The sequence below is a fragment of the Arthrobacter sp. RAF14 genome, from assembly GCF_052114185.1.
Taxonomy (GTDB): domain Bacteria; phylum Actinomycetota; class Actinomycetes; order Actinomycetales; family Micrococcaceae; genus Arthrobacter_E.
On record NZ_JBFREG010000001.1, the window covers coordinates 1,224,181 to 1,243,991 of the forward strand.

Sequence of the window (19,811 nt, forward strand, 5' to 3'; positions counted from 1 at the left end):
AGACGGTGGCTTCTGCCGAGGCGGAAACCGTTGAATCAGCGGTCACGGAATCAGAGCAGTCCTGCCTGCGTCATCAGCTCGGTGACCTTGGTGGAGTTCAGCTTGGCCGGGTCCACCGTGGGGGCTTGCAGGTCCTTGATCGGAACGAGCTTGGGGTTCGACTCGACACCGGACGCGATCGCGTACTCGAAGGAGGTGCCGTTCTTGAGGACCTCCTGGCCCTTCTTGCCGGTGATGAACTTCAGGAACGCCTGGGCCGCGGCCGGGTTCTTGGCGGACTTGAGGACGCCGCCGCCGGACACGGACAGGAACGCGCCCGGATCCTGGTGCTTGAAGAAGTACGGGGTGACGTTCTTGGAGTTCTCGCCCGTCTTGGCCTGATCGCCGTAGTAGTAATAGTGGTAGATCAGAGCGGAATCCACTTCACCGGCGTTGACGGCCTTCATGGCCGTGCTGTTGCCCTTGTAGGCCTTGAAGTTCTCCTTCATGCCCTTGAGCCACTCGGTGGTGGCGGCTTCGCCCTTCAGCTCCAGCAGCGCGGCGACGATCGCCTGGAAGTCGGCGCCCGACGGCGAGGCGGCCCACTTGCCCTTCCACTCCGGCTTGGCGAGATCCAGCATGGACTTCGGCAGCTTGTCCTCGGAGATCTTCTTCTTGTCGTACACCAGCACGGTGGAGCGGGCGGCGATGCCCGTCCACTTGTTGGTCGAGGGGCGGTACGCGGCGGGGACCTGGTCCACGGTGGCCTTGTCGACGTCCGCGAACAGCCCCGCGTTCTCCACCTGGGCCATGGCCGGGGAGTTCTCGGTGAGGAACACGTCGGCCGGGGAGGCCGCGCCTTCCTGGACGATCTGGTTGGACATCTCCGAGTCGTCACCCTGACGGACGGTGACCTTGACCCCGGTCTCCTGGGTGAAGGCGTCCACCCACTCCTTGGTCAGGGACTCGTGCTGGGCGTTGTAGACGGTGATCTCGCCGGAGACCTTGGAATCTCCGGAGCCGCCCGCGGAGGGTGCGGAGCTGCCGGAACCGCAGGCGGCCAGGCCGAGTGCGGCGGTCGCGGCGAGGGCGATGCCCGCCAGAGCGTTCTTACGCAACTTCATGGGAACTGCTTTCTACGTGCAAAGGAGTGGGAATCCTGGGGAGGGTCCTGAGCAAGCTTAGGTTAGCTATGCCTAAAGGTCCCAATGCGAAGGTCGCAGGACGTCTCCGGCGCGAAACCGGGGTGCCGGCCGACGGCGAACGCGGGCGCGCTGCGGTGCTCCGGGCCGGTTCCGGGCCGGCTTTCCGTGGGCCGTCCCCCGGGTGAAGCCCCTTGGTAAACTGGCCCGGAACCGGAGGCCGGCCAGATCCGCCCGTCCCGGGATGACCACCAGGGAAGGACACAGGTGCCGATCACCCGGACCGTGCTCGACGTCGCGGAACACCACCCGGAGCGGCTCGCCCTCGCCGGGGCCGACGGGCGGCTGAGCTACCGCGATCTCGTGGAGGATTCCCGGCGGGTGTTCGCCGCGGTGGAGTCCCTGCACTCCGCGCAACCCGCTCCGCCGAGCCCCGCCCCGGAGACGTCCGGAATCCCGATCACCGCCGTCAGCGTGGGGTCCGCCTTCCACACCGCCCGGATCATGGCCGGCTTGGCCGGATACCGCGCGGTGTCCGCCACGATCGATCCCCGCTGGCCACTGAGCCACCGTGTGGGCGTGATCCTTTCCACCGGGATCGGCCTGGTCATCAGTGACTCCACGGACCTCGCCTCGGCGCTGGACGAACGCGGCTGGCCCGGGACCCTCCTCAGCCTGGAGGACTTCCGGACGCTGGAGCAGAGCCTGCAGCCGGCCCCGGCCCCGACGGTCCGTGACGGCGACGAGGCGTTCCTGCTGCTCTTCTCCTCCGGGACCACCAGCAACCCCAAGGCGTTCCTGAAGACCCGGCGGCAGTACCGCGAGAACGTCGCCGTCTCCAGTGCCCATCTGGAACCGCTGCCCGGGGTGAGCACCCTGGCCCCGGGCCCGGTGTCGTACAGCCTCACGCTCTACGCCGTCATCGAATGCCTGGCCACGGGCGGGAGTGTCCAGGTCGCCGACGCGTTCGATCCGATCGGGCTCGGCCGCCTCATCGCGGACGGCGCGGTCACCCGCGTGGTGGCCGTCCCGGCCGTGGTCCGGGCGATCACCGACGCGGCCCGGAGGGATCCCGGCCGGTTCGCCTCTCTGGACCTGGTGGTCACGGGCGGGGCCAATCTGTCATCGGCCCTCCGCACGGGGCTCGCGGACGTCCTTCCGGACGTTCGCCTCATCAGCTATTACGGAGCCGCCGAGATCGGTTTCATCGGGGACAGCCGGGACGGCGACGGGACCGCGATCTCCGTGTATCCCGGCATCGAGGTCAGCGTCCGGGACGTGGCGGGAGCCGAATTGCAGGACGGCGAGCCGGGCACCCTCTGGGTCCGTGCCGCCGCCTGCTCGGACGGCTACCTGGCCGGCACCACGGATGCGGTCCTCCGGCAGGAGGACGGCTGGGCCACGGTCCACGACCAGGCCCGGCGGGTGGGGGACCGGGTTCACGGGGAACGCATCGAGCTGCTGGGCCGGGACGGCGACATCGTGGTCAGCGGCGGTCACAAGATCGCCCTGCCCGACGTGGAGCGGGCGTTCGACGGCATGCCGGGCGTCGGCGTCGTCTGCGCGGTGGCTCAGCCTGACACTCGTCTGGGCAGTGTGGTGGCCCTGGTCCTGGAGGGGCAGGAGGCGCCCTCCAAGGATGCTCTTCAGGTGTGGGCCCGTGATCGTCTGGCACCCCAGTTCGTGCCGCGCCGCTGGTATCTGGTGCCGCGGTTGCCGCGCACGGTGGGCGGCAAGATCCGCCGCCCGGCCACGGCTGAGCTGCTCGACGGCGACGGGGCGGTCCGGCTGTGAGCGCGCCACGCGACGTCGTCGTCACCGGTCTCGGGGCCATCACGCCGAGCGGACTCAGCGCGGAGCAGCTGTGGGATTCCGTCTCGCACGGCAGGAGCGTCATTGCCCGCCTGGAGGGGGAGCAGTTCGACGGGCTCCCGGTGCGGATCGGGGGACAAGTCCGGGGCTTCGACCCGGAGACCGTGCTGGAGCGGAGCCTGCTCCGGCGCCTGAGCCCGGTGCAGCAGTGGGCCATCGCCGCGGCGGACCAGGCGCTCGCCCAAGCGGGCGCCCTCGGAGGGGAGCCGCCCTGGGATCCCGCGCGCGTCAGCGTCATCGCGGCCACGGGATCGGGGCCGGTGGACGCGATGCAGGACGCCACCCGGATCCTCGATGCGCGGGGCCCGCGCGCCGTTCCGCTGACGCTGTCGATGCACGGCGCACCCGACGCGGCCGCGGCCCTGCTCAGCCAGCGTCATGGGCTGCGCGGCCCGGCACAGGGTCTCTCGGTCACGTGCGCCAGTGGGACCATCGCCCTCGGTGAGGCGTTGCGCCGGATCCGCCACGGCTACGCCGACGCCGTCCTGGTGGTCGGCATGGAGGACTGCCTCAACGGGGTGAACCTCTCTTCGAACGCGAATCTGCGCGCCCTGGCCACCGGCTACGACGACGCACCCGAAGCTGCCAGCCGGCCGTTCGACCGGGCCCGCAACGGCTTCGTCATGTCCGCCGGTGCGGCGGCCGTCCTGGTGGAGTCGGCGGAGCATGCCGCGTCCCGGGGTGCGACGGCGCTGGCGCGCCTGGCCGGTTTCGGGGCGTCCAGCGACGCGTACCACCCCACCGCGCCGCATCCGCAGGGACTCGGCGCGGCGCAGGCGATCCGCGACTGCCTGGCCGATGCGGGCGCCCGGCCCTCCGACGTCGGGCACCTCAACGCCCACGGGACGGGCACGCCGGCCGGGGATACCGCGGAACTCCTCGCGTTCGAGGCGGCACTGGGCCCCGCGGCGCGCACCATTCCGATCAGCGCCACCAAGTCCCTCACCGGGCACCTGCTGGGCGCCTCGGGCGTGGTGGAGGCGGTCATCTCGGTCCTCACCCTGCGTGACGGACTGCTGCCGCCCACTCTGAACCTTGACGATCCCGAGTTCCCCGACTGGGACGTCGTCACCGGAACCGCCCGTTCCGTGCGCGTGGACAGTGTGCTGTCCACGTCGTTCGGGTTCGGCGGGCACAATGGCGCGGTGCTGCTGGCCCGCGCGGATGATGGAGGAACACCGTGACGGATCGGGAGACACGGCAGGCACAACTGGCCGAGCGGTACCTGCCCCAGGACCTTCTGGAGCGTTTCCGCGAACGGGCGGGCGTCTATGACCGGGAGAACCGGTTCTTCGACGAGGACTTCGCCGAGCTGAGGGATCGTGGCTATCTGACCCTGTTCGTGCCGGAGGAGTTCGGAGGCCCCGGCCTGAACCTGCAGGAGGTGTCCCGCCTGCAGCAGCGCCTGGCGAGTGCGGCTCCCGCCACGGCACTGGCCATCAACATGCATCTCATGTGCACCGGGGTGGCCCGGGCACTCTGGGCCCGCGGGGATGACTCCCTCACCCGGGTCTTCGAGGAGGCTCAGGCCGGTGAGGTCTTCGCCTTCGGGATCAGCGAACCGTCCAACGACTGGGTGCTGCAGGGCTCCACCACGGTGGCCGCACCGCAGGAGGACGGCGGCTATCTGTTCAGTGGCGTCAAGATCTTCACGTCCCTCTCGCCGGTGTGGACGCGCCTGCTGGCTCACGGCCTGGACTCCTCGGATCCGGAGAACCCCCGGCTCATCTACGGTTTCATCGAACGCGACGCCCCGGGGATCCAGGTCTCCGATCAGTGGGACGTGCTCGGGATGCGGGCCTCGCAGAGCCGGGCCACGATCCTGAAGGGCGCGCCGATGGAGGCCGGGAAAGTGGTGCGGAAGCTCCCGCCCGGGCGCGTCCCGGATCTGCTGACCTTCGCCATCACGAGCCATTTCCAGCTCATGATCGGCGCCGTGTACGCAGGGGTGGCATGGCGCGCGCTGGAACTCGGCGCCGCGGGCCTGAAGCGCCGCAGCTCGGCGAAGAGCGGGACACCGTTCTCCGAGGTGCCGGAATACCGGGCGCGGCTGGCGGATGCCCACCTGGAGTACCTGGCGGTTCCGGCGCAGCTCGACACGTACGCCCGCGACGTCGACGAGCTGGTCGATCACGGCGCCGGCTGGCCGCTGCGCCTCGTGAGCGCGCGGCTCAATGCGGCCACCGCGGCACGCCGCTCGGCGGAGACGGCGCTCCTGTGCGCCGGAGGGAGCGGCTTCGACAACGGCCACGAACTGAGCCGGTTGTGGCGGGACTCCACCGCGGGTCTGTTCCATCCGCCGGCGGCCGATGCGGCGCGGCCGATGTTCGCGGCGGCTTTGCTGGACGACTGACAGACCGAGACGCGGAGTGAGGGGACACCATGGACAAGATCGATCTCAAGAAGACTCTGGACTCGTACCAGGCGCCGAAGGGCGCGTTCCGGATCCTCACGATCCCGGAGCGGCGGTACCTCATGATCGACGGGCACGGGGACCCCAACTCCTCGCCCGATTTCACTCAGGCCGTCGAGTCCCTGTACCCGGTGGCCTACAAACTGAAGTTCGGCAGCCGCGCCACGACAGGCCGTGACTACGTGGTCCCCCCGCTCGAGGGACTGTGGTGGGCCGAGGACCTGGACGCCTTCACCACGGCCCGGGACAAGTCCCAGTGGGACTGGACCATGATGCTGCTGGTGCCTGAGTGGATCGACGAGGACCAGGTGCTGGCGGCCAAGGAGCAGGCCGGGTCGAAGAACCGCCCGGCCCGCCTGGACGACGTCCGGTTCGAGGCGCTCGCGGAAGGGCTCTGCGTGCAGACGCTGCACCTCAGCTCGTTCGACGACGAAGGCTCCGTCCTGGACCGCTTGCATCACGAGTTCGCCCCGGCGGAGGGGCTGGCCCTGCGCGGAAAGCATCACGAGATCTATCTCAGTGACTTCCGGAGGACCGCTCCCGAGAAGCAGCGCACGATCCTCCGGCAGCCTGTCGAGAGGATCCGGTCCTGAGCGGCTTCCCGCCTGAACAGACGAGCCCTCAGGCGGGGCCTTCGTCCTCGGCCACCTCGATGCTCTCCACGCCGTGGTCGGCGCCCAGCGTGCAATAGACGGTGGACTCGCCGGCCGGAGATTCTGCGGTGTACAGGAGCACGACGACGGCCCCCGGCTCGATGATCACCCCGTCCAGGCGGAGCGTGGGTGCGCCGGTCCCCGGCCCGGCGTCGAGCGCGTCGAGGATCTCCCGTTCGGCCGTGCTGAACGTCCCGTGATCCAACGGCCGCAGCGCGTACTCGGCGATCTCCATGAGCTGCTCCAGGCTCAGCTTCTCGTCCCCGGGCTCGCACAGCACCTCCACGTCCCGTTCACCGGGCAGGGTCGTGGAAGCAGTCAGGGCGCCGTCCTCGTCCAGGGCGGCATCGATCAATCCGGACACGTCATCTCCTTCGTCGGTGGTCCCATCATGTCATCCGGACCGGCCGCGGACCGGCCGCGGGAAGGCGCTGGGCGCGGGCCGGCGGAGCGTGCGGCCCCACCGGCCCGAGTCCGGCTCAGGCGCCGTCCGCCGTCGTCGTGCATTCATAGAGGCCGGAGACGCCGTCGGCGCTGACCGCGGTGCAGTTCGCCTCCACCCAGGCCCTGATCTCCGAGGCCGTTCCCGTGGCCGAAGTGCCGCCCGGGCCGCCGCCGAATCCGCCGCCGTTCCCCACGAGCACGTACTTCAGGGCACCCGAGGCGACCAGGGCCTGGAACCGTTCCAGGGTCGGCACCGGATCGTTGCCGCTGAACCCTCCGATCGGCAGGACCGCCTCGCCGCCCGTCCCGGTGATGAGGCCCGCCGCCTCCTGGGCTCCGAAGGTCGCCACGAGGTACTTCGCATCGCCCCGGTGGGCCCGCAGATAGCTGAGCAGCGCGGCCGAGGCGGTGCCGTCGCGGCCGCCGGCGACGCCCTGCGGGGCACGGGATCCACCCGGGAAGGCGTTCGCGCCCTGGAAACCGGACGGCGGCGTCCCCGGGAAACCCTGGCCCTGGCCGAAGCCCTGCCGCGCGCCACCGAAGCGGGCCGCGTTGCCGCCCGGCGCTCCCATCCCGCCGCCCATGGCGCTCACCCCTCCGGCCACGGGATTGATGGAGCTGGGATGGGCGATCGTCACCGCGGACCACACGGCCGGGGTGAGGATCAGCCCGCACAGCAGGAGCAACGAGGTTCCGACCCGGATGACCGCTCCACGCCGCTTTTCCAGGACGAGCCGCTTTTCCAGGACGATCAGTGCCATGGCGCCGAGGCCGAGCACCACCTGGACCGCGGCGACCGCCACCGAGTACCCGCCGTAGACGAGTGCGACCGAGACGGCGGTCACCATCGCCGTGGCGAGCAGCGCCAGCTGGGCCCAGACCACGTTCCGGCGCCGGGCGGCTCCGACGGCCAGGCCCACCGCCAGGCCCATCGGCACCGCGAGCGCCGCCGTGTAGAACTGATGCATTCCCGCCACGGCGGAGAACATGGCGGCGAACGTCAGGATCCAGACGCCCAGGAACACGGTCACCGCGAGCCGGAACCGCAGGATCAGCAGCACGACGACGGCGAGCACGGCCACCGGGATCAGCCAGCCGATCTGCCCGGCCAGCTGCTCGTTGAAGAGCCGGAAAACGCCGGCCGAGCCGGAGAACGGCGGAGTGAACGAGTTGTACGACGCGGAGTCCGCCGCGCCGTCCCCGAAGCGGCCCAGCCCGTTGTAGCCGAACACCATCTCCCAGGGGTCGTTGTGGAGCGTGCTGCCCACATAGGGCCGGTCGGAGGCTGGGATGAGGGCCACCGCCACGATCCACACGAGCGACAGTGCCAGGCTCGTCACCCCGGCCACCGCCGTGTGCCACAGTTTTCGCCACCACGGCTGCCTGGTGCACAGGTAGGCGGCGGCGAGCGCGGGCCAGACGGCCCAGGCCTCCAGCATGTAGGTCTGGAAGGACACCGCCACGAACACCCCTGCGAGCAGCAGCCAGCCGAGGCTCCGCTGCTCGACCGCCCTGACGGCGGCCCAGGCGGTGAGGGCCAGCCCCAGGACGAAGAAGGTCTCCGGCTGATTCGAGCGGGAGACGGCCACCAGGATCGGAGTGGTCGCGACGACCGCTCCACCCACCAGCCCGGCGGTCGTCCCGGCCACGCGCCGGGCGGTCACCGCCACCAGGAGGACCGAGGCCACCGCGGCCAGTGCATTGGGCAGGATGACCGAGAGAGTGGAGAAGCCGAAGAACCGGACGAACAGCGCGGGGATCCAGAAGGAGCCCGGGATCTTGTCCAGGGTCACCGTGCCGGACGGGTCGAAGGCGCCGAAGAAGAAGTTCTGCCAGTTCTGGCTCATCGACAGGGCGATCGAGGCGTAGTACTCGGAACGGGACCCGGACCAGACGTCCCACACCGTGAGGACCGCGGCACCGAGCCCGAGAAGGAACAGACCGATCGGCCACGGCCCCCACCGCGAGGTGCGCCGGGCCGTGCGGCCGAGGGAAGGTGAGAAACCGGAGGACAGGGAGGCTGGGCTGGAGGTCATGCACACCAGCACACCCCGTCGGTTCGTGAGGCGACTGTGCCGTCCCTATGCGGTGGCTGTGCTCTCAGAGCCAGCGGCGCAGCCGCGATGCGGGGTGAGACCAGCCAGGGAGAGACCCGCTGGGAGGCCGGGAGGGGAGGCGTTCGCCCGGGCCGGCGCTCCGGCGTCGTACGCCGGCCAGCAGCAGCGAGGTGAGCGAGAACCGCGATGCGCTCAGCGGCCAGAGCACGACGCAGAGCGAGAGCAGGACCATCACCGGATACTGCCCGATCAGCTGATCCGCCATCCAGTAGGTCATGAGGGTGAAGACCGATCCCACGGCGGCGGGCAGTGTCAGGACTCCCAGGATCAGAGCGATCCCCAGCCCGGTCTCCAGCAGCGGCATGACCACGCCGAAGACCTCGGGCGCCCGGCCCAGGGTGTTCTCGGCGAACCACTGGAAGAATCCCGGCACCCGGCTGTTGCCCGACGCGCTGCCCGCCACCAGGAGGATGTCTGCCCGGCCGAAACCGGCCCGGTACTTGGTGATTCCTTCGTTCAGCCACAGGATCCCGAGGACCACCCTCGCCGCGCCGGTCAGAACCGGGGCGGCGAGGGTGGCGAATCCGGCTCTGATCGAGCTCATCACGAGAGTTTGGCGGCGCCGAAGACGGCCTTCGCCTTGTCGCAGTGCACCACCACGTACTGGGAGGAGCCGGCTCCCGCGGGGAGGGTGAAGGTCTGGGACGCGGTGTTGAAGGACACCTTGCCGAGCCGGGTGCCGCCGCCGACCGCGGCCTCGTCCGTCCCGGACGCCAGGTACAGGTGCAGATCCGGGCCCTCATCCGAAGAGAAGCCGGACAGGGTGACCTTGCCGTCGGCGATCGAGACGGAGCCCTTGACGGACTTGCCGTTGAGGCCGGCGAATTCGCCCTTCTGCATCGCCATCGGCATGGCGGACTCGGAGGACATCGACGACGGCGTGCCCCCGGCCGCCGCGGACATGCTGGACGAGGGGGAAGGGGAGGACGCCGTGCCCGCCGCGCCGCCGCACGCGGAGAGGGAGAGGGCGAGAGCGAGGAGTCCTGCACCGACGAGAGCCTTGGTACGCATGATGTTCTTCCTTCTGAGAGGTTCGGATGGTCCGGTCACGGAGCGGACGCCGTCAGGTGGCGGCCACTCGCTGTCCTTGAGTCAAGCAGCCGCCGGGACCGTGCGGGCCGGTCCTTTCACCGCCGTAAGAGAGCTTTCAGAACGGTAAGAATCGCCGCGGCCCGGAGGCGGCAGGGCGAGGCTAAGCTTCGACTATGAACCCTGGAACAGCCCGCGTGATGGTCGTGGAGGACGACTCGACCGTCCGCATGATCGTTAGCGACTATCTGCGCGCGGCCGGTTATGCGGTGGCCCAGCATGCGGATGGTGTGAGCGCCCGCGACGCCCTGCGGGAACAGGTGCCGGACGTGCTGATCGTGGACCGCATGATGCCCGGGCTCAGTGGCGACGAGCTGTGCCGTGAAGTGCGCACCTTCTCCGATGTGCCCATCATGATGCTCACGGCGATGGGCGCCGTGGAGGACCGGATCGAAGGCCTGGAACACGGTGCTGACGACTACCTCAGCAAGCCTTTCGCCCTGCGGGAGCTGCAATTGCGGGTGGCCGCCCTGGTACGGCGACGGGTGGCGTCGAGCGCGCCCGCGGCGTTCACCGCAGGCCGTTTCCGGATCGACCCCGCGCACCGGCGGGTCTGGGCCGACCAGCGGGAGATCGCTCTCACCACGCGCGAGTACGAGCTGTTCCTCTACCTCGTCCAGCATCCCGAACAGGTGGTGAGCCGGGACGAGATCCTGCGGGAGGTGTGGGGCTGGGGCTTCGGCGACCCGTCCACCGTCACCGTTCACGTCCGGCGGCTGCGCGAGAAGATCGAACCCGACCCGAGATACCCCTGCTACCTGCTCACCGAATGGGGTGCGGGGTACCGCTTCACCATCGAGCCGTCATGCTGAGCCCGGCGGATCTGCTGCTCATCGTCGCCACCACCGCGGTGTGCACCGGTGCCGTGAGCCTGCTGGCCTGGCTGGCACTGCGGTGGAACAGGCGCGGTTCCATCGCCTCCCAGTTCGCGATCGTGATCGTCTCGGTGGTCCTCTCGATCGCCTGCTCCACGCTCGCGGTGCTGGTGGAGATGTTCTTCTCGCCTCACGACCTGACCGTGCTGGTCTGGGTGCTCGGGGTCTCCGCGCTCCTGAGCGTCACCGCGGCCGTGCTCATCACCGGACGGACCGCCCGGCGGTCCGTGGACGCGCTCCTGGCGTCGGCACAGCGGGTGGGGGACGGCGCCGTCGTCGTGGCCGGGACGCCGGGCTGGCAGGAGTTCAACGCGCTGTCCGCGGAGCTGGCCGAGACGTCACGCCGGCTGGCCGCCGCCCGTGCCGAGCTGGAGAAGCTCGACGCCGCGCGGCGGCAGTTCTACGCCGGGATCTCGCACGATCTGCGGACGCCGCTGACTGGGATCCGCGCGCTCGCGGAAGCGCTGGAAGACGGTGTGGTGGAGGACGCCGGGGCATCCGCACGCCAGATCCGGTCGAGGGCCGAAGCGATGACCAGGATGGTCGAGGATTTGTTCGAGTTGTCCAAGCTCCAGGAAGGCACGCTGCAGCTGCGGCCCGAACTGGTGGAACTGCTCGACCTCGTCTCCGACTCCGTCACGGACGTCCAGCCGCTGGCGGAGCGGAAGGGCATCCGCATCTCGCAGCGGGGCGTCGAGGGCCGGGTGCTCTGGGCGGATCCGCGGGAGCTGAGCCGGGTGCTGGGGAATCTGCTCAGCAACGGGATCCGGCACGCGCCGGAGCATTCGGAGATCCTGATCTCCGCGGACACCGTCGACGGGGACCGGCTGGTCCTGACCGTGCTCGACCAGGGTCCCGGGGTGTCCGTGGAGGACCTGGGGCGGATCTTCGACGTCGGCTGGCGGGCCGACACCGCCCGGAGCGCCGACGAGCCGTCCGCGCTGTCCTCGGGCGCGGGCCTGGGGCTGGCGATCGTGCGGGGCATCGTGGAGGCGCACGGCGGGAACGTCCGGGCCGGGCACGTCCCTGACGGATTCCAGCTGGAGGTCACCCTGCCGCTGGGGCCGCCGGGGGCCGCTGGAGCGGCCCCCGGCCGGCCTGCCGTCTGACTCTCAGCGTTGCGAGGTCAGGCTCCGGCCGGAACAGGGTCCAGCAGGCGGGACGCCATGGCCCGGGCGGCGGCTCCGGCCTCCTCAATGGCGACGTCACTCAGCCGTCCGTCGGCGTTCACGGGACCGGCCGCGAGGGAGAACATCCCCGACGTGATCCGCAGATTCACCGGGCGTTCGCCGTCGTCGCCAGGACTGGACGCCAGCAGCACGGCGTCGCCGCGCGCCGCCAGGGGGCGGATGACTGCGCCGAGAATCTCCGCGAGGTCATCGGCGAGGTTCCCCGTGGAAGCCAGCAGATCGACGGAGTGGGATCCTGTTCCGTCCTGGGTGAAGATCGCGTGCCCCTGGGGGCCGAGGGCGATCCGGATCGCCTGCCGCCCGCCGTCGGTGGCGAGGTACAGCCGCAGCCAGGCGGGGGACGTCTCCAGGAGCCGGGCGATCACCGCCGTCCCGGGGTCCACGGTCCGAGGTCCCGGACCCGGGCTGAGCCTGTTCCGGAGAGCGAGTGTGCTGAGGCCCGCTGCGTAGAGCGCCGGGTCGGGCTCCGGTCCGGGGAAGCCGAAGACCGCCCCGGGACCCTGGGCGGACGGAGTCCTCAGGAACGGTTCGGACAGCGCGTAAAGCTCGTGGGTGGTGTACGACGGCGGGGCACCGGGTGTCGTGGTCATAGTGGCTTCCTCCGGGGTTGCTGAGGCGCGCATCAGCTGCGGGCCAGGTCGGGGTTGAGGAGCGGATCGATGTGTTCGCGGGTCCAGTCCTGCATGGCCTGGGGGATCTCACGGAGACCGGGCATCGCCTCCACGTTCAGGTCGTAAGACCACTGAGGGATCGGCTTGCCCACCACACTTTCGGTCACGGAGAACGCGAGCCCCAGAGCATCCACGCCGAGGCCCGCCAGGGCGCCGACGCCGGTGACCTCCAGCGCCGTGGACAGGAGACCGAACTGCGCATCCCGCCAGGCCGCCTGAAGCGCCATGGGATCCTGGTACTGGATGGCGAGGACCCCGTCGCCCACGGCCAGAGCGACGTCCAGGACAGGAACCCACTTGGAGATCGGCTTCAGGAAGCTGGGAGCGGCCTCCGCCGTGGCCTTGACCGCCGCGTCGATCTCCGTCGAAGCCCGCTTGATCTGGTCGAAAGCCTCGGGCGGCAGCCCGGCGCCGTCCCAGCCGTTGCGGAGAAGATCCACCAGGCCGGACAGGCCCTCGCCCTCACCGGGCATGACCTGGTCGATGAGCCACTCGATCGACGAGGGGGCGTTCTGGTAATTCGGATCGGTGTAGGCGTTGAACCAGTCGGACAGCCGGAACGGGTGGTCGTCGCCGTTCCCGGCGGACGATCCGCCACCGCCACCGCCGCCCGATGAGCCGCCACCCCCGGGCGAGGCGCCACCCGGACGGCTCGCGTCCTCCTGCTCCTGCGCATGGCGCAGCAATGCCTTGCCCTCACGCTGGAGCGCCTGTGCCGTCCTCCGCAATTCGGGACGGAGCTGCGACGTCCATTCCTTCCGGAACGCGTCCCCGTCCGGGCCCTTCCAGACCACCGCCGACAGCGCTGACGTGACCTGTGATTCGACGACGGCGATGGTGCGGTCCGAATGCTTCATGAGCTTGGCGAGTGCGCGCAGTGCGCCGACATCCGCTCCGTAGAACATGTTTCCCCCTTGGCTTTCTTCAAGAGGATAGACGAACTCCGTGTCGGCGCCCATGGGCAGACCTGCCCATGGGCCCCGACACGCCCGCCGAAGGCACCCGCGGGGGTGTCCGCCGCTCTACGCGCTCAGGTGATCGATGCCGAACCGGGCGGCGGTGCGCTCGAACTGAGCCAGGAGCCTGGGCCAGCGTTCCTCGAGCCCGAATTCCTCCTGAGCCGCTGTGAGCTGTGTGGCTCGCTCCTCGGTGTTCCCTGTGGCGCACCACCAGGCGAACAGATCGAGGTTCAGGGGACCGGTGGCGCGCAGCGCCTCGGCGAGTGCCTCGGCCGAATCGATCCCGTCGAGGTGCTGGTGGATCCGTGCCAGGGCTCCGCCGAAGGCTGGGTGCAGCTCGGTGTCCGTCCAGGATTCCAGGTCGATCCATTGCCCGGGCCAGTCGATGACGGATTCGAAGCGCCGGCTGTACTGCGGCGTCGCCTTCTCCGGCCGGTCCGGGACGGTAGCGCCCACGGCCCGCGCGAAGTCCGGCACATACGCACTCACCTCGACGTAGAACCGGAGGTGCCCCGGAGTGTTGCCCTGGCTGCGCTGCAGGGTGATCCCGTGCAGGGCGGCAGGTGTCTGGCGCGTCCAGCTGAGTTTCCGTTTGCGGTAGCCGAGCGGTTTGAGCGCGGGCACGACGACGCTGGACACCAGCGCGTCGAAGCGGGCTTCCAGTTCACTCATGCTTGCTGCTCGCGGACTTCCGGCCGCGGTGCCGGGCGCGATGCAGTGACTCCCATGCGTCCCCCTGTTCTGGTATCGCCCGAGGGGTCCGGCGCGACTCTGGAAGCGTACGTGAAATGGAAGCCGCGCGGCCAGGGGCTTCAGGTGACCGACTCCCTTGTCCTGCGGTGTGTCTCTGCGAGGCCGATCAGGCGGACCTGAACCAGGCGGAATGACAAGTCCGCTTCCGGACTCTCATGCCATGATCGGGACATGGACTCCACGGACACGGCCTCAGGCCTCCGCCCGCGCACCCGCTCCGGTCGCTCCGGTCTGCCGAATTGGGCGTGCTTCGTGCTCGGCGTCGTCTGTGCCGTGGTGGGTTTGCTGCCATGGCTCGTTCAGGGCATGCGGCTGCCGCTCCAGAACCTCTGGTCTGGCTCTGTGTCGGCTGATTCGATGCCGCTGGTCGCCCTGCCGTTCAGTCAGTACTCCTTGATTCTGCTCGTCTCCCTGATGGTGACCGGGTCGGCCCTGGCGGGGGTGCTGCTGCGAAGCGTTGGACGGCCTCGCCGACGTGAGGGAGTCCTCCTGGCGGGTGCGGGGCTGTTGCTCGTGCAGGGAGCGGCCACCGCTCAGACGGCGTCCGAGGTGCTTCCGGGCCTATCAGTGGATTCGCGGAGCCGACTGTATTTCGGCACCCTCCTGGGAGTGATCATCGGGTCCATCGTGGTGGGCCTGGTGGTCGCGGTGCTCGTCTCCCGCGCGCCGGCGCCGGGCGCGGCCCTGGGGCTGACCCTGGGGGCTCTCGTGCTCGATTCGTGGGTCAGCACGTTGCTTCACGCCCAGGACGGGATCTTCCGGATGGCGTCGCCGCTGCCCTTGCTGGAGTGGCTTCCGGCCGTTCTGGTGGGTGCGGTGCTGATGTGGTGCGGTGTGCACAGCGTGGGCCGGGTGGCGGCCTGGATCGTGTCTCTGTTCCTGCTCTGGGTGGTGCCCGCGCTCTTCACCGGTGTCATGAGCGCGGCGGGTTCCCGGGTGCTCCTCCGCAATCCGCAGGACGCGCTGATGGCGGCGGGGGAAACCTTCCTTGCGGCCCTCGGCCCGGCCGGGATGTCCTGGCGCTACGTGCTCCTGGCGCTGCTGATCGGAGCGGTGGGCGCCGCCGTCGCCGGACTGATCCGGCGACGGCGGCACGTGGCCTGATTCAGGCCACGCTACTTGCCCATGCCCGCGGTCATGCCGTCGATGATCCGCCGGCCCACCCACAGGTAGAGAACCACCATGGGGAACACCAGGATCACGATGCCGGCGAACAGGCCGCCCCAATCGGAGCTGTACTGCATGGCCGAGTAGAGGTTCAGCAGCGCCACCGGCAGGGTGCGCTGCTCCGGGTCGGAGACGATCAGCATCACCAGCAGCGCCGAGTTCCACAGGCCGATGACGTTCAGCACCAGCACGGTGGTCAGCCCCGGCTTGGCCAGCGGGAGCACGATCTGCCGGAACAGCGTGAAGGGGCCCGCGCCGTCGACCTCCGCCGCCTCCTCGACCTCGTGCGGGAGGGAACGGAAGAACCCGGTCAGGACGAACACCGCGAAGGGCAGCGAGAACACCACCTCGAAGATGAGGAGGGTGATCCGGTCGTCCCACCAGCCGGTGACCCAGTCCACCATGAAGCTGCTCAGGCCCAGCTTCGCCACCACGATCGGCACCGCGAGCGTCTGCAGCGGGATGGAGAGCCCGACGGCGAAGTACGCGGTGAGCGGCCCGGCCACCTTCTTGGTGGAGCGGGCCAGCGCGTAGGCGGCCGGTGCGGAGATCGCCACGATGAGCAGCGCCCCGAGCCCCGTGACGACCACACTGTTCAGCGCCGCCTGGGCGAACTGCCCGAGCTCCCAGACCGTGCCGAAGTTCTTCCACTGGGGATCCGTGGGCAAGGCGAACGGGTTCTGGATGATGTCCCCGGAGGTCTTGAGCGACTGGATGCCGATCCACGCCACGAGGACCAGGTTGAAGATCACCCACACCCAGAGCGCTGCGACGGTCACCGACGGGACGAAGACGTTGCCGCAGAAGCGGCCGAGTTTCCTCATGAGAGCTCCACCTGTTCGCGGGCCGTGATCCGGCGGACCAGGACGATGAGGATGATGGTCAGCACGGTCACGATCACGCCCATGGCGGCACCCGCACCGAGATCCGGCACACCGCCGCTGACCACCACCGAGTTGTATTGCTGGACCGCCACCGTGCGGGCCTGGAGAGGCGGGACACCGACCGCGCCACCCGTGGTGAACGCGATGACGATCTCGAAGGTTTTGAGGCTGTTCACCACCCAGAGCACCGAGGCGACCGCGAAGACGTCCCAGGAGAGGGGCAGGGTGATGAACCGGAACTGCTGCCACTTCGACGCGCCGGTCAGTAGAGCCGCCTCGTAGAGGTCCTCGGGGATCGCGTCCATGGCGGACAGCATCAGGGCGATGTACAGGCCCGTGGAGGACCAGACCACACCGCCGATGATGCAGGCGAACACGGTGTCCGGCCCGAGGAAGCCGATGGGGGCGATACCGAAGAATCCGAGGATCCGGTTCGCCACGCCGTCGGGGTTCAGCAGGAAGCCGATGGCCGCGCCGACCGCGATGGGGGAGATGATCACCGGTAGGAAGACCACGGAGCGGATGAAGGCCCGGCCCTTCAGCTGGCGCAGCACCACCATGCTCAGGAAGGTCACGCCGAAGACGAGAGTCCCGCTGACCACCGCGAGCACCAGGGTGTTGGCGAACGAGCGGAGGAACGCCTCGTTGCCGAGAAGGGAGACGTAGTTCTGCAGGCCGCGCCAGGTCATGTCCGAACCGGGGCCGGCCCACTTGGTGAGGCTGACCCAGACTCCGAAGAAGGACGGCACCACGAACAGCAGCGTGTACAGCACCAGAGCCGGTCCCAGGAAGGCCCAGAAGACCTTCTCCCGGGAGGGGAGGAGCGGCTTGCGTTCAGCCGCCGCCGGGGCGGTCCTGCTCCGCCGGACAGCCTCGGCGCTTGCGAGGCGACTGGTCATTTCTGTCCGGCCATGATCTGAGCGGACTTCTGCTTGCCCTGCTGCACGAACTGATCGGCGCCGATCCTGCCCTGGAGCAGCTGGTCGTCCAGCGGAAGGAACATGTCGTTCCACCAGGCCTTGTTGCCGGCCGCGGTGTCGTAGGTGAGATGCACGTCCTTGGCCCCGGCCAGGGCCTTCTGAACATCCGACAGCGCCTCCGGGGCGGGGACGTCGCTGCGGGCCGGGATGTTCTTTCCTTCCTCGGCGATCCGCTTCTGGTACTTCGACTGCTCGAAGAAGGCCAGGAACTTCTTGGCGTCCTCGGCGTTCTTGCCCTTGGCGTTCACGCCGAGGCCCAGGGCGCCGGCTTCAACGGACTCCTTGCCGCCCACCGGGAGCTGGAACGAACGGATCTGCGCGCCGGACGGCGTGGCCGAGGCGACCTCGCTGGCGAGCCAGGAGCCGTTGATGTTCAGATCGCACTTGCCCTTGATCCAGTCGTTCTGGGCTGCCGGGTATTTGGTGGCGATGAAGTTCGGCTGGAAGTACCCGCCCTTGGCCAACTGCTCGACCTTGCCGGCGGCCGCCTTGACCTCGGGCTTGTCCCAGGCGTCAGAGGTCTTCTGCAGATCGAGCAGGCTCTGCGCGCCGCCCGCGTTCACCAGGGCGGAGTAGAGCCAGTAGACGTTGTAGAACGGCACCGTACCGTCCTGGCAGATGGGGGTGCGCCCGGCGGCCTTCGCCTTGTCCAGGTAGGAGATGAACTCGTCCCACGTCTTCGGCGGGCTGGACAGGAGTTCGGGGTGCTTGGCCGCATCGAACCAGACGGCGGTGGAGATGGCGGTGTGGGGGACGAATCCCAGGCCCTTGTCATCCGAGGCGGCCTTCTGGAGGGCCTCCGGCACCAGGTCCCCGACCGTCTTGCCGTTCTCGCCTGGAACCGGCATCTTCAGCACATCGTCCACGGGGGCCGCCAGGTTCTGCGCCCGCCAGGCCGGGAGGTTGTCCGATCCGGCGTCGAAGAGGTCCGGGCCCTTCCCGGCCGCCATTTCGGTGGTCAGGGCATCCCCGCCCGTGCGCCCGACGAATTTGACGTCGACCTTGACGCCTTCCTGCTGGGCGAAGTCGTCCAGGGCACTCTTGAGGATCTTGGCCTGCGGCTCGTCGGCGCTCCAGATGGAGCGGTAGCTCAGGGTGCGTTCGGCCGCGGGATTGTTCTTCTGGCCGCAGGCGGAGGCCCCGGTGGCCAGCGCGCCGGCCAGGACGACGGCGGTGAGGACCCGCACGGTCTGCTTCTTCATGCTGTGTACTCCGATTCTTCCTGTTTCGTCATTGAAAGGGGTGCTGCTGAGTGAAGGGGTGCTGCTGAGGGGTCTGGCATGGGCGAGATGGTGACGACCGTCCCCTGTTTCCGGGCGGCCTCGGCCGCCCAGACCACGCGGTGGGTGTCGAGGCTCTCCCGGCCGCTGCTGAGGATCCGGGACGGGTCGTCGTGGCGGAGTGCGTCGAAGAAGGCATCGGCCAGGGACTGATCGGCGCCTCCATGCCCGCCTGCCATCGAGGCTTCGTCTCCTCCGCCGGTGTCGACCTCGGTCCAGGTGTCGGAGACGAAATCGTGGATCCGGAGGTGGCGCCCGTCGCCGTCGATCGAACCGTGGGTCCCGAAGATCCGGGTCTTGCGGTGCTCCAGGGCCGCGAAAGCGGTCACGGTGATGGTCGCCGTCGCGCCGGTGCCGAACTCGAGGGACACGGTCTGAGTGTCCACCACGTCGTTGTCACAGGCGTAGACGCAGCGGCCGTACGGGCCGGTGCGCAGCGCCTTTTCCACGCCCTCAGGGGTGGCGTCCTCCGTCACGGCGGACAGCGGCCAGAATTCCTTCTCCGGGTCGCCCAGGCAGCCGAGATAGAGACGCTTCGCCGAATAGGGGCACACGGCTTCCAGCGGGCAGTCCCAGCAGCGGTCGGCGGCGCCCGCGGGGCGAGCCTCCGGCGTGAAGTGGGTGAGCGCGCCGAAGGAGGAGACACGCTGGGGGATCGCCCCCATCATGTAGGCAAGCCAATCCACGTCGTGACAAGCTTTGGCCAGAAGGAGCGAGGCGGATTCCGCCTCCTTGCGCCAATTGCCGCGGACGAAGGAGTGAGCGTGATGCCACCAGCCCACCTGCTCCAGGTGCTGCACATTGATCACTTGACCAATAGTGCCCTGTTCGAGGATGCCGCGCAGGGTCCGGGTGTACGGCGAGTACCGCATGACGTGGCAGACGGCGAGGATGACGTCGTTCTCCTCCGCGGCCGCAAGGATGCGGGTGGCCTCCTCCTCGGTGGGCGCGATCGGCTTCTCCAGGAGGATGTGATACCCCTTCCCGGCCGCGGCCACGGCGGGGCCGGCATGCATCCGGTCCTGGGTCCCGATGATGACCCCGTCGGCCAGCCGCCCGCCCGCCAGAAGATCCTCCCAGCGGGTGAAAACGTTCTCCGGGGGGATGCCGTGCTCCAGCGCGAAGCGTTCGCGCCGCGCGGGGTCCGGCTCCGCGACGGCGACGATCCGCGCCGCTCCGGTGGCTTTCGCCCGCCCCGCGTAGACCGTGCTGCGGAGACCCGCTCCGATCACGGCGAGGGTGGGTGCGTCCGCTCGAGGAGCGGACGCGGTTGGATTTGCAGACTGCACGTGGTTCCCCTGACCATAGAAATTAAAAGAGGTTTCTTTAATCTGAGGTCCCGG

At 69.4% G+C, this 19,811-nt stretch carries 19 protein-coding genes; 7 read left to right on the top strand and 12 right to left on the bottom strand.

All coding sequences use genetic code 11. From position 1 onward, the window contains the following. Positions 1–50 precede the first annotated feature (50 nt). On the bottom strand, positions 51–1,103 hold the full coding sequence (locus AB4Y75_RS05785; protein ID WP_441434895.1) for an iron ABC transporter substrate-binding protein: 1,053 nt from the start codon (positions 1,101–1,103) through the stop codon (positions 51–53). A 285-nt stretch (positions 1,104–1,388) separates the two neighbouring features. Here AB4Y75_RS05785 and AB4Y75_RS05790 point away from each other — a divergent pair, with 285 nt between their 5' ends. From AB4Y75_RS05790 to AB4Y75_RS05805, 4 genes are read left to right on the top strand one after another with little or no spacing between them, the layout of a single operon-like run. Beyond that, positions 1,389–2,915 carry a class I adenylate-forming enzyme family protein gene (locus tag AB4Y75_RS05790; RefSeq protein ID WP_441434896.1) on the top strand — a complete coding sequence of 509 codons (1,527 nt, stop codon included), beginning with the start codon at positions 1,389–1,391 and terminating at the stop codon, positions 2,913–2,915. After that, the gene (locus AB4Y75_RS05795; RefSeq protein ID WP_441434897.1) at positions 2,912–4,177 is read left to right on the top strand and encodes a beta-ketoacyl-[acyl-carrier-protein] synthase family protein; all 1,266 of its coding nucleotides are present in this window, start codon (positions 2,912–2,914) and stop codon (positions 4,175–4,177) included. The genes AB4Y75_RS05790 and AB4Y75_RS05795 overlap by 4 nt, the downstream gene beginning before the upstream one ends. Continuing rightward, entirely contained in the window at positions 4,174–5,346 is a 1,173-nt protein-coding gene (locus AB4Y75_RS05800) for an acyl-CoA dehydrogenase family protein (RefSeq protein WP_441434898.1), read from the top strand. The genes AB4Y75_RS05795 and AB4Y75_RS05800 overlap by 4 nt, the downstream gene beginning before the upstream one ends. Positions 5,347–5,375: 29 nt before the next feature. After that, positions 5,376–5,999, top strand: a complete 624-nt coding sequence (locus AB4Y75_RS05805; protein WP_441434899.1) for a GyrI-like domain-containing protein — start codon at positions 5,376–5,378, stop codon at positions 5,997–5,999. A gap of 28 nt (positions 6,000–6,027) precedes the next feature. Here AB4Y75_RS05805 and AB4Y75_RS05810 read toward each other — a convergent pair whose 3' ends face one another. The 4 genes from AB4Y75_RS05810 to AB4Y75_RS05825 form a co-directional block, all read right to left on the bottom strand. After that, on the bottom strand, positions 6,028–6,423 hold the full coding sequence (locus tag AB4Y75_RS05810; protein ID WP_441434900.1) for a hypothetical protein: 396 nt from the start codon (positions 6,421–6,423) through the stop codon (positions 6,028–6,030). 115 nt (positions 6,424–6,538) lie between these two features. Further along, on the bottom strand, positions 6,539–8,539 hold the full coding sequence (locus AB4Y75_RS05815) for an ArnT family glycosyltransferase (RefSeq protein WP_441434901.1): 2,001 nt from the start codon (positions 8,537–8,539) through the stop codon (positions 6,539–6,541). Between the two features lie 64 nt (positions 8,540–8,603). Beyond that, positions 8,604–9,164 carry a DoxX family membrane protein gene (locus AB4Y75_RS05820; RefSeq protein ID WP_441434902.1) on the bottom strand — a complete coding sequence of 187 codons (561 nt, stop codon included), beginning with the start codon at positions 9,162–9,164 and terminating at the stop codon, positions 8,604–8,606. Continuing rightward, positions 9,164–9,631, bottom strand: coding sequence for a DM13 domain-containing protein (locus AB4Y75_RS05825; protein WP_441434903.1), 468 nt, complete (start codon positions 9,629–9,631; stop codon positions 9,164–9,166). Before AB4Y75_RS05825 ends, AB4Y75_RS05820 begins: the two co-directional genes overlap by 1 nt. A gap of 194 nt (positions 9,632–9,825) precedes the next feature. On the opposite strand from AB4Y75_RS05825, the gene AB4Y75_RS05830 reads away from it, so the two are divergent. Together AB4Y75_RS05830 and AB4Y75_RS05835 are read left to right on the top strand one after the other, a co-directional pair. Further along, positions 9,826–10,521, top strand: coding sequence for a response regulator transcription factor (locus AB4Y75_RS05830; RefSeq protein WP_441434904.1), 696 nt, complete (start codon positions 9,826–9,828; stop codon positions 10,519–10,521). After that, a complete protein-coding gene (locus AB4Y75_RS05835) occupies positions 10,515–11,693 on the top strand; it encodes a sensor histidine kinase (protein WP_441434905.1) in 1,179 nt (392 codons plus the stop codon). Before AB4Y75_RS05830 ends, AB4Y75_RS05835 begins: the two co-directional genes overlap by 7 nt. A gap of 17 nt (positions 11,694–11,710) precedes the next feature. On the opposite strand, the gene AB4Y75_RS05840 is transcribed toward AB4Y75_RS05835, so the two are convergent. The 3 genes from AB4Y75_RS05840 to AB4Y75_RS05850 form a co-directional block, all read right to left on the bottom strand. Further along, positions 11,711–12,364 carry a hypothetical protein gene (locus AB4Y75_RS05840; RefSeq protein WP_441434906.1) on the bottom strand — a complete coding sequence of 218 codons (654 nt, stop codon included), beginning with the start codon at positions 12,362–12,364 and terminating at the stop codon, positions 11,711–11,713. Between the two features lie 32 nt (positions 12,365–12,396). Next, positions 12,397–13,350, bottom strand: coding sequence for a WXG100 family type VII secretion target (locus AB4Y75_RS05845; protein WP_441434907.1), 954 nt, complete (start codon positions 13,348–13,350; stop codon positions 12,397–12,399). 117 nt (positions 13,351–13,467) lie between these two features. Then, positions 13,468–14,076, bottom strand: a complete 609-nt coding sequence (locus tag AB4Y75_RS05850) for a DUF4304 domain-containing protein (protein ID WP_441434908.1) — start codon at positions 14,074–14,076, stop codon at positions 13,468–13,470. Positions 14,077–14,328: 252 nt separating this feature from the next. On the opposite strand from AB4Y75_RS05850, the gene AB4Y75_RS05855 reads away from it, so the two are divergent. Then, entirely contained in the window at positions 14,329–15,261 is a 933-nt protein-coding gene (locus AB4Y75_RS05855; RefSeq protein WP_441434909.1) for a hypothetical protein, read from the top strand. Between the two features lie 11 nt (positions 15,262–15,272). Here AB4Y75_RS05855 and AB4Y75_RS05860 read toward each other — a convergent pair whose 3' ends face one another. From AB4Y75_RS05860 to AB4Y75_RS05875, 4 genes are read right to left on the bottom strand one after another with little or no spacing between them, the layout of a single operon-like run. Then, positions 15,273–16,148, bottom strand: coding sequence for a carbohydrate ABC transporter permease (locus AB4Y75_RS05860; RefSeq protein WP_441434910.1), 876 nt, complete (start codon positions 16,146–16,148; stop codon positions 15,273–15,275). Further along, on the bottom strand, positions 16,145–17,107 hold the full coding sequence (locus AB4Y75_RS05865; protein WP_441434911.1) for a carbohydrate ABC transporter permease: 963 nt from the start codon (positions 17,105–17,107) through the stop codon (positions 16,145–16,147). Before AB4Y75_RS05865 ends, AB4Y75_RS05860 begins: the two co-directional genes overlap by 4 nt. Further along, positions 17,104–18,390, bottom strand: a complete 1,287-nt coding sequence (locus AB4Y75_RS05870; RefSeq protein ID WP_441434912.1) for an ABC transporter substrate-binding protein — start codon at positions 18,388–18,390, stop codon at positions 17,104–17,106. The genes AB4Y75_RS05865 and AB4Y75_RS05870 overlap by 4 nt, the downstream gene beginning before the upstream one ends. Then, complete coding sequence (locus tag AB4Y75_RS05875) at positions 18,387–19,757, bottom strand: Gfo/Idh/MocA family protein (RefSeq protein ID WP_441434913.1); 1,371 nt, start codon at positions 19,755–19,757, stop codon at positions 18,387–18,389. Before AB4Y75_RS05875 ends, AB4Y75_RS05870 begins: the two co-directional genes overlap by 4 nt. Positions 19,758–19,811: the final 54 nt, after the last annotated feature.

Bases quoted from the DNA above. Each gene is read 5' to 3' on its own strand.
- AB4Y75_RS05805 (WP_441434899.1), top strand. From the start codon at position 5,376: ATGGACAAGATCGATCTCAAGAAGACTCTGGACTCGTACCAGGCGCCG.
- AB4Y75_RS05860 (WP_441434910.1), bottom strand. From the start codon at position 16,148: ATGAGGAAACTCGGCCGCTTCTGCGGCAACGTCTTCGTCCCGTCGGTG.
- AB4Y75_RS05830 (WP_441434904.1), top strand. From the start codon at position 9,826: ATGAACCCTGGAACAGCCCGCGTGATGGTCGTGGAGGACGACTCGACC.
- AB4Y75_RS05815 (WP_441434901.1), bottom strand. From the start codon at position 8,539: ATGACCTCCAGCCCAGCCTCCCTGTCCTCCGGTTTCTCACCTTCCCTC.
- AB4Y75_RS05870 (WP_441434912.1), bottom strand. From the start codon at position 18,390: ATGAAGAAGCAGACCGTGCGGGTCCTCACCGCCGTCGTCCTGGCCGGC.
- AB4Y75_RS05845 (WP_441434907.1), bottom strand. From the start codon at position 13,350: ATGTTCTACGGAGCGGATGTCGGCGCACTGCGCGCACTCGCCAAGCTC.
- AB4Y75_RS05785 (WP_441434895.1), bottom strand. From the start codon at position 1,103: ATGAAGTTGCGTAAGAACGCTCTGGCGGGCATCGCCCTCGCCGCGACC.
- AB4Y75_RS05825 (WP_441434903.1), bottom strand. From the start codon at position 9,631: ATGCGTACCAAGGCTCTCGTCGGTGCAGGACTCCTCGCTCTCGCCCTC.
- AB4Y75_RS05820 (WP_441434902.1), bottom strand. From the start codon at position 9,164: ATGAGCTCGATCAGAGCCGGATTCGCCACCCTCGCCGCCCCGGTTCTG.
- AB4Y75_RS05835 (WP_441434905.1), top strand. From the start codon at position 10,515: ATGCTGAGCCCGGCGGATCTGCTGCTCATCGTCGCCACCACCGCGGTG.
- AB4Y75_RS05855 (WP_441434909.1), top strand. From the start codon at position 14,329: ATGGACTCCACGGACACGGCCTCAGGCCTCCGCCCGCGCACCCGCTCC.
- AB4Y75_RS05865 (WP_441434911.1), bottom strand. From the start codon at position 17,107: ATGACCAGTCGCCTCGCAAGCGCCGAGGCTGTCCGGCGGAGCAGGACC.
- AB4Y75_RS05840 (WP_441434906.1), bottom strand. From the start codon at position 12,364: ATGACCACGACACCCGGTGCCCCGCCGTCGTACACCACCCACGAGCTT.
- AB4Y75_RS05850 (WP_441434908.1), bottom strand. From the start codon at position 14,076: ATGAGTGAACTGGAAGCCCGCTTCGACGCGCTGGTGTCCAGCGTCGTC.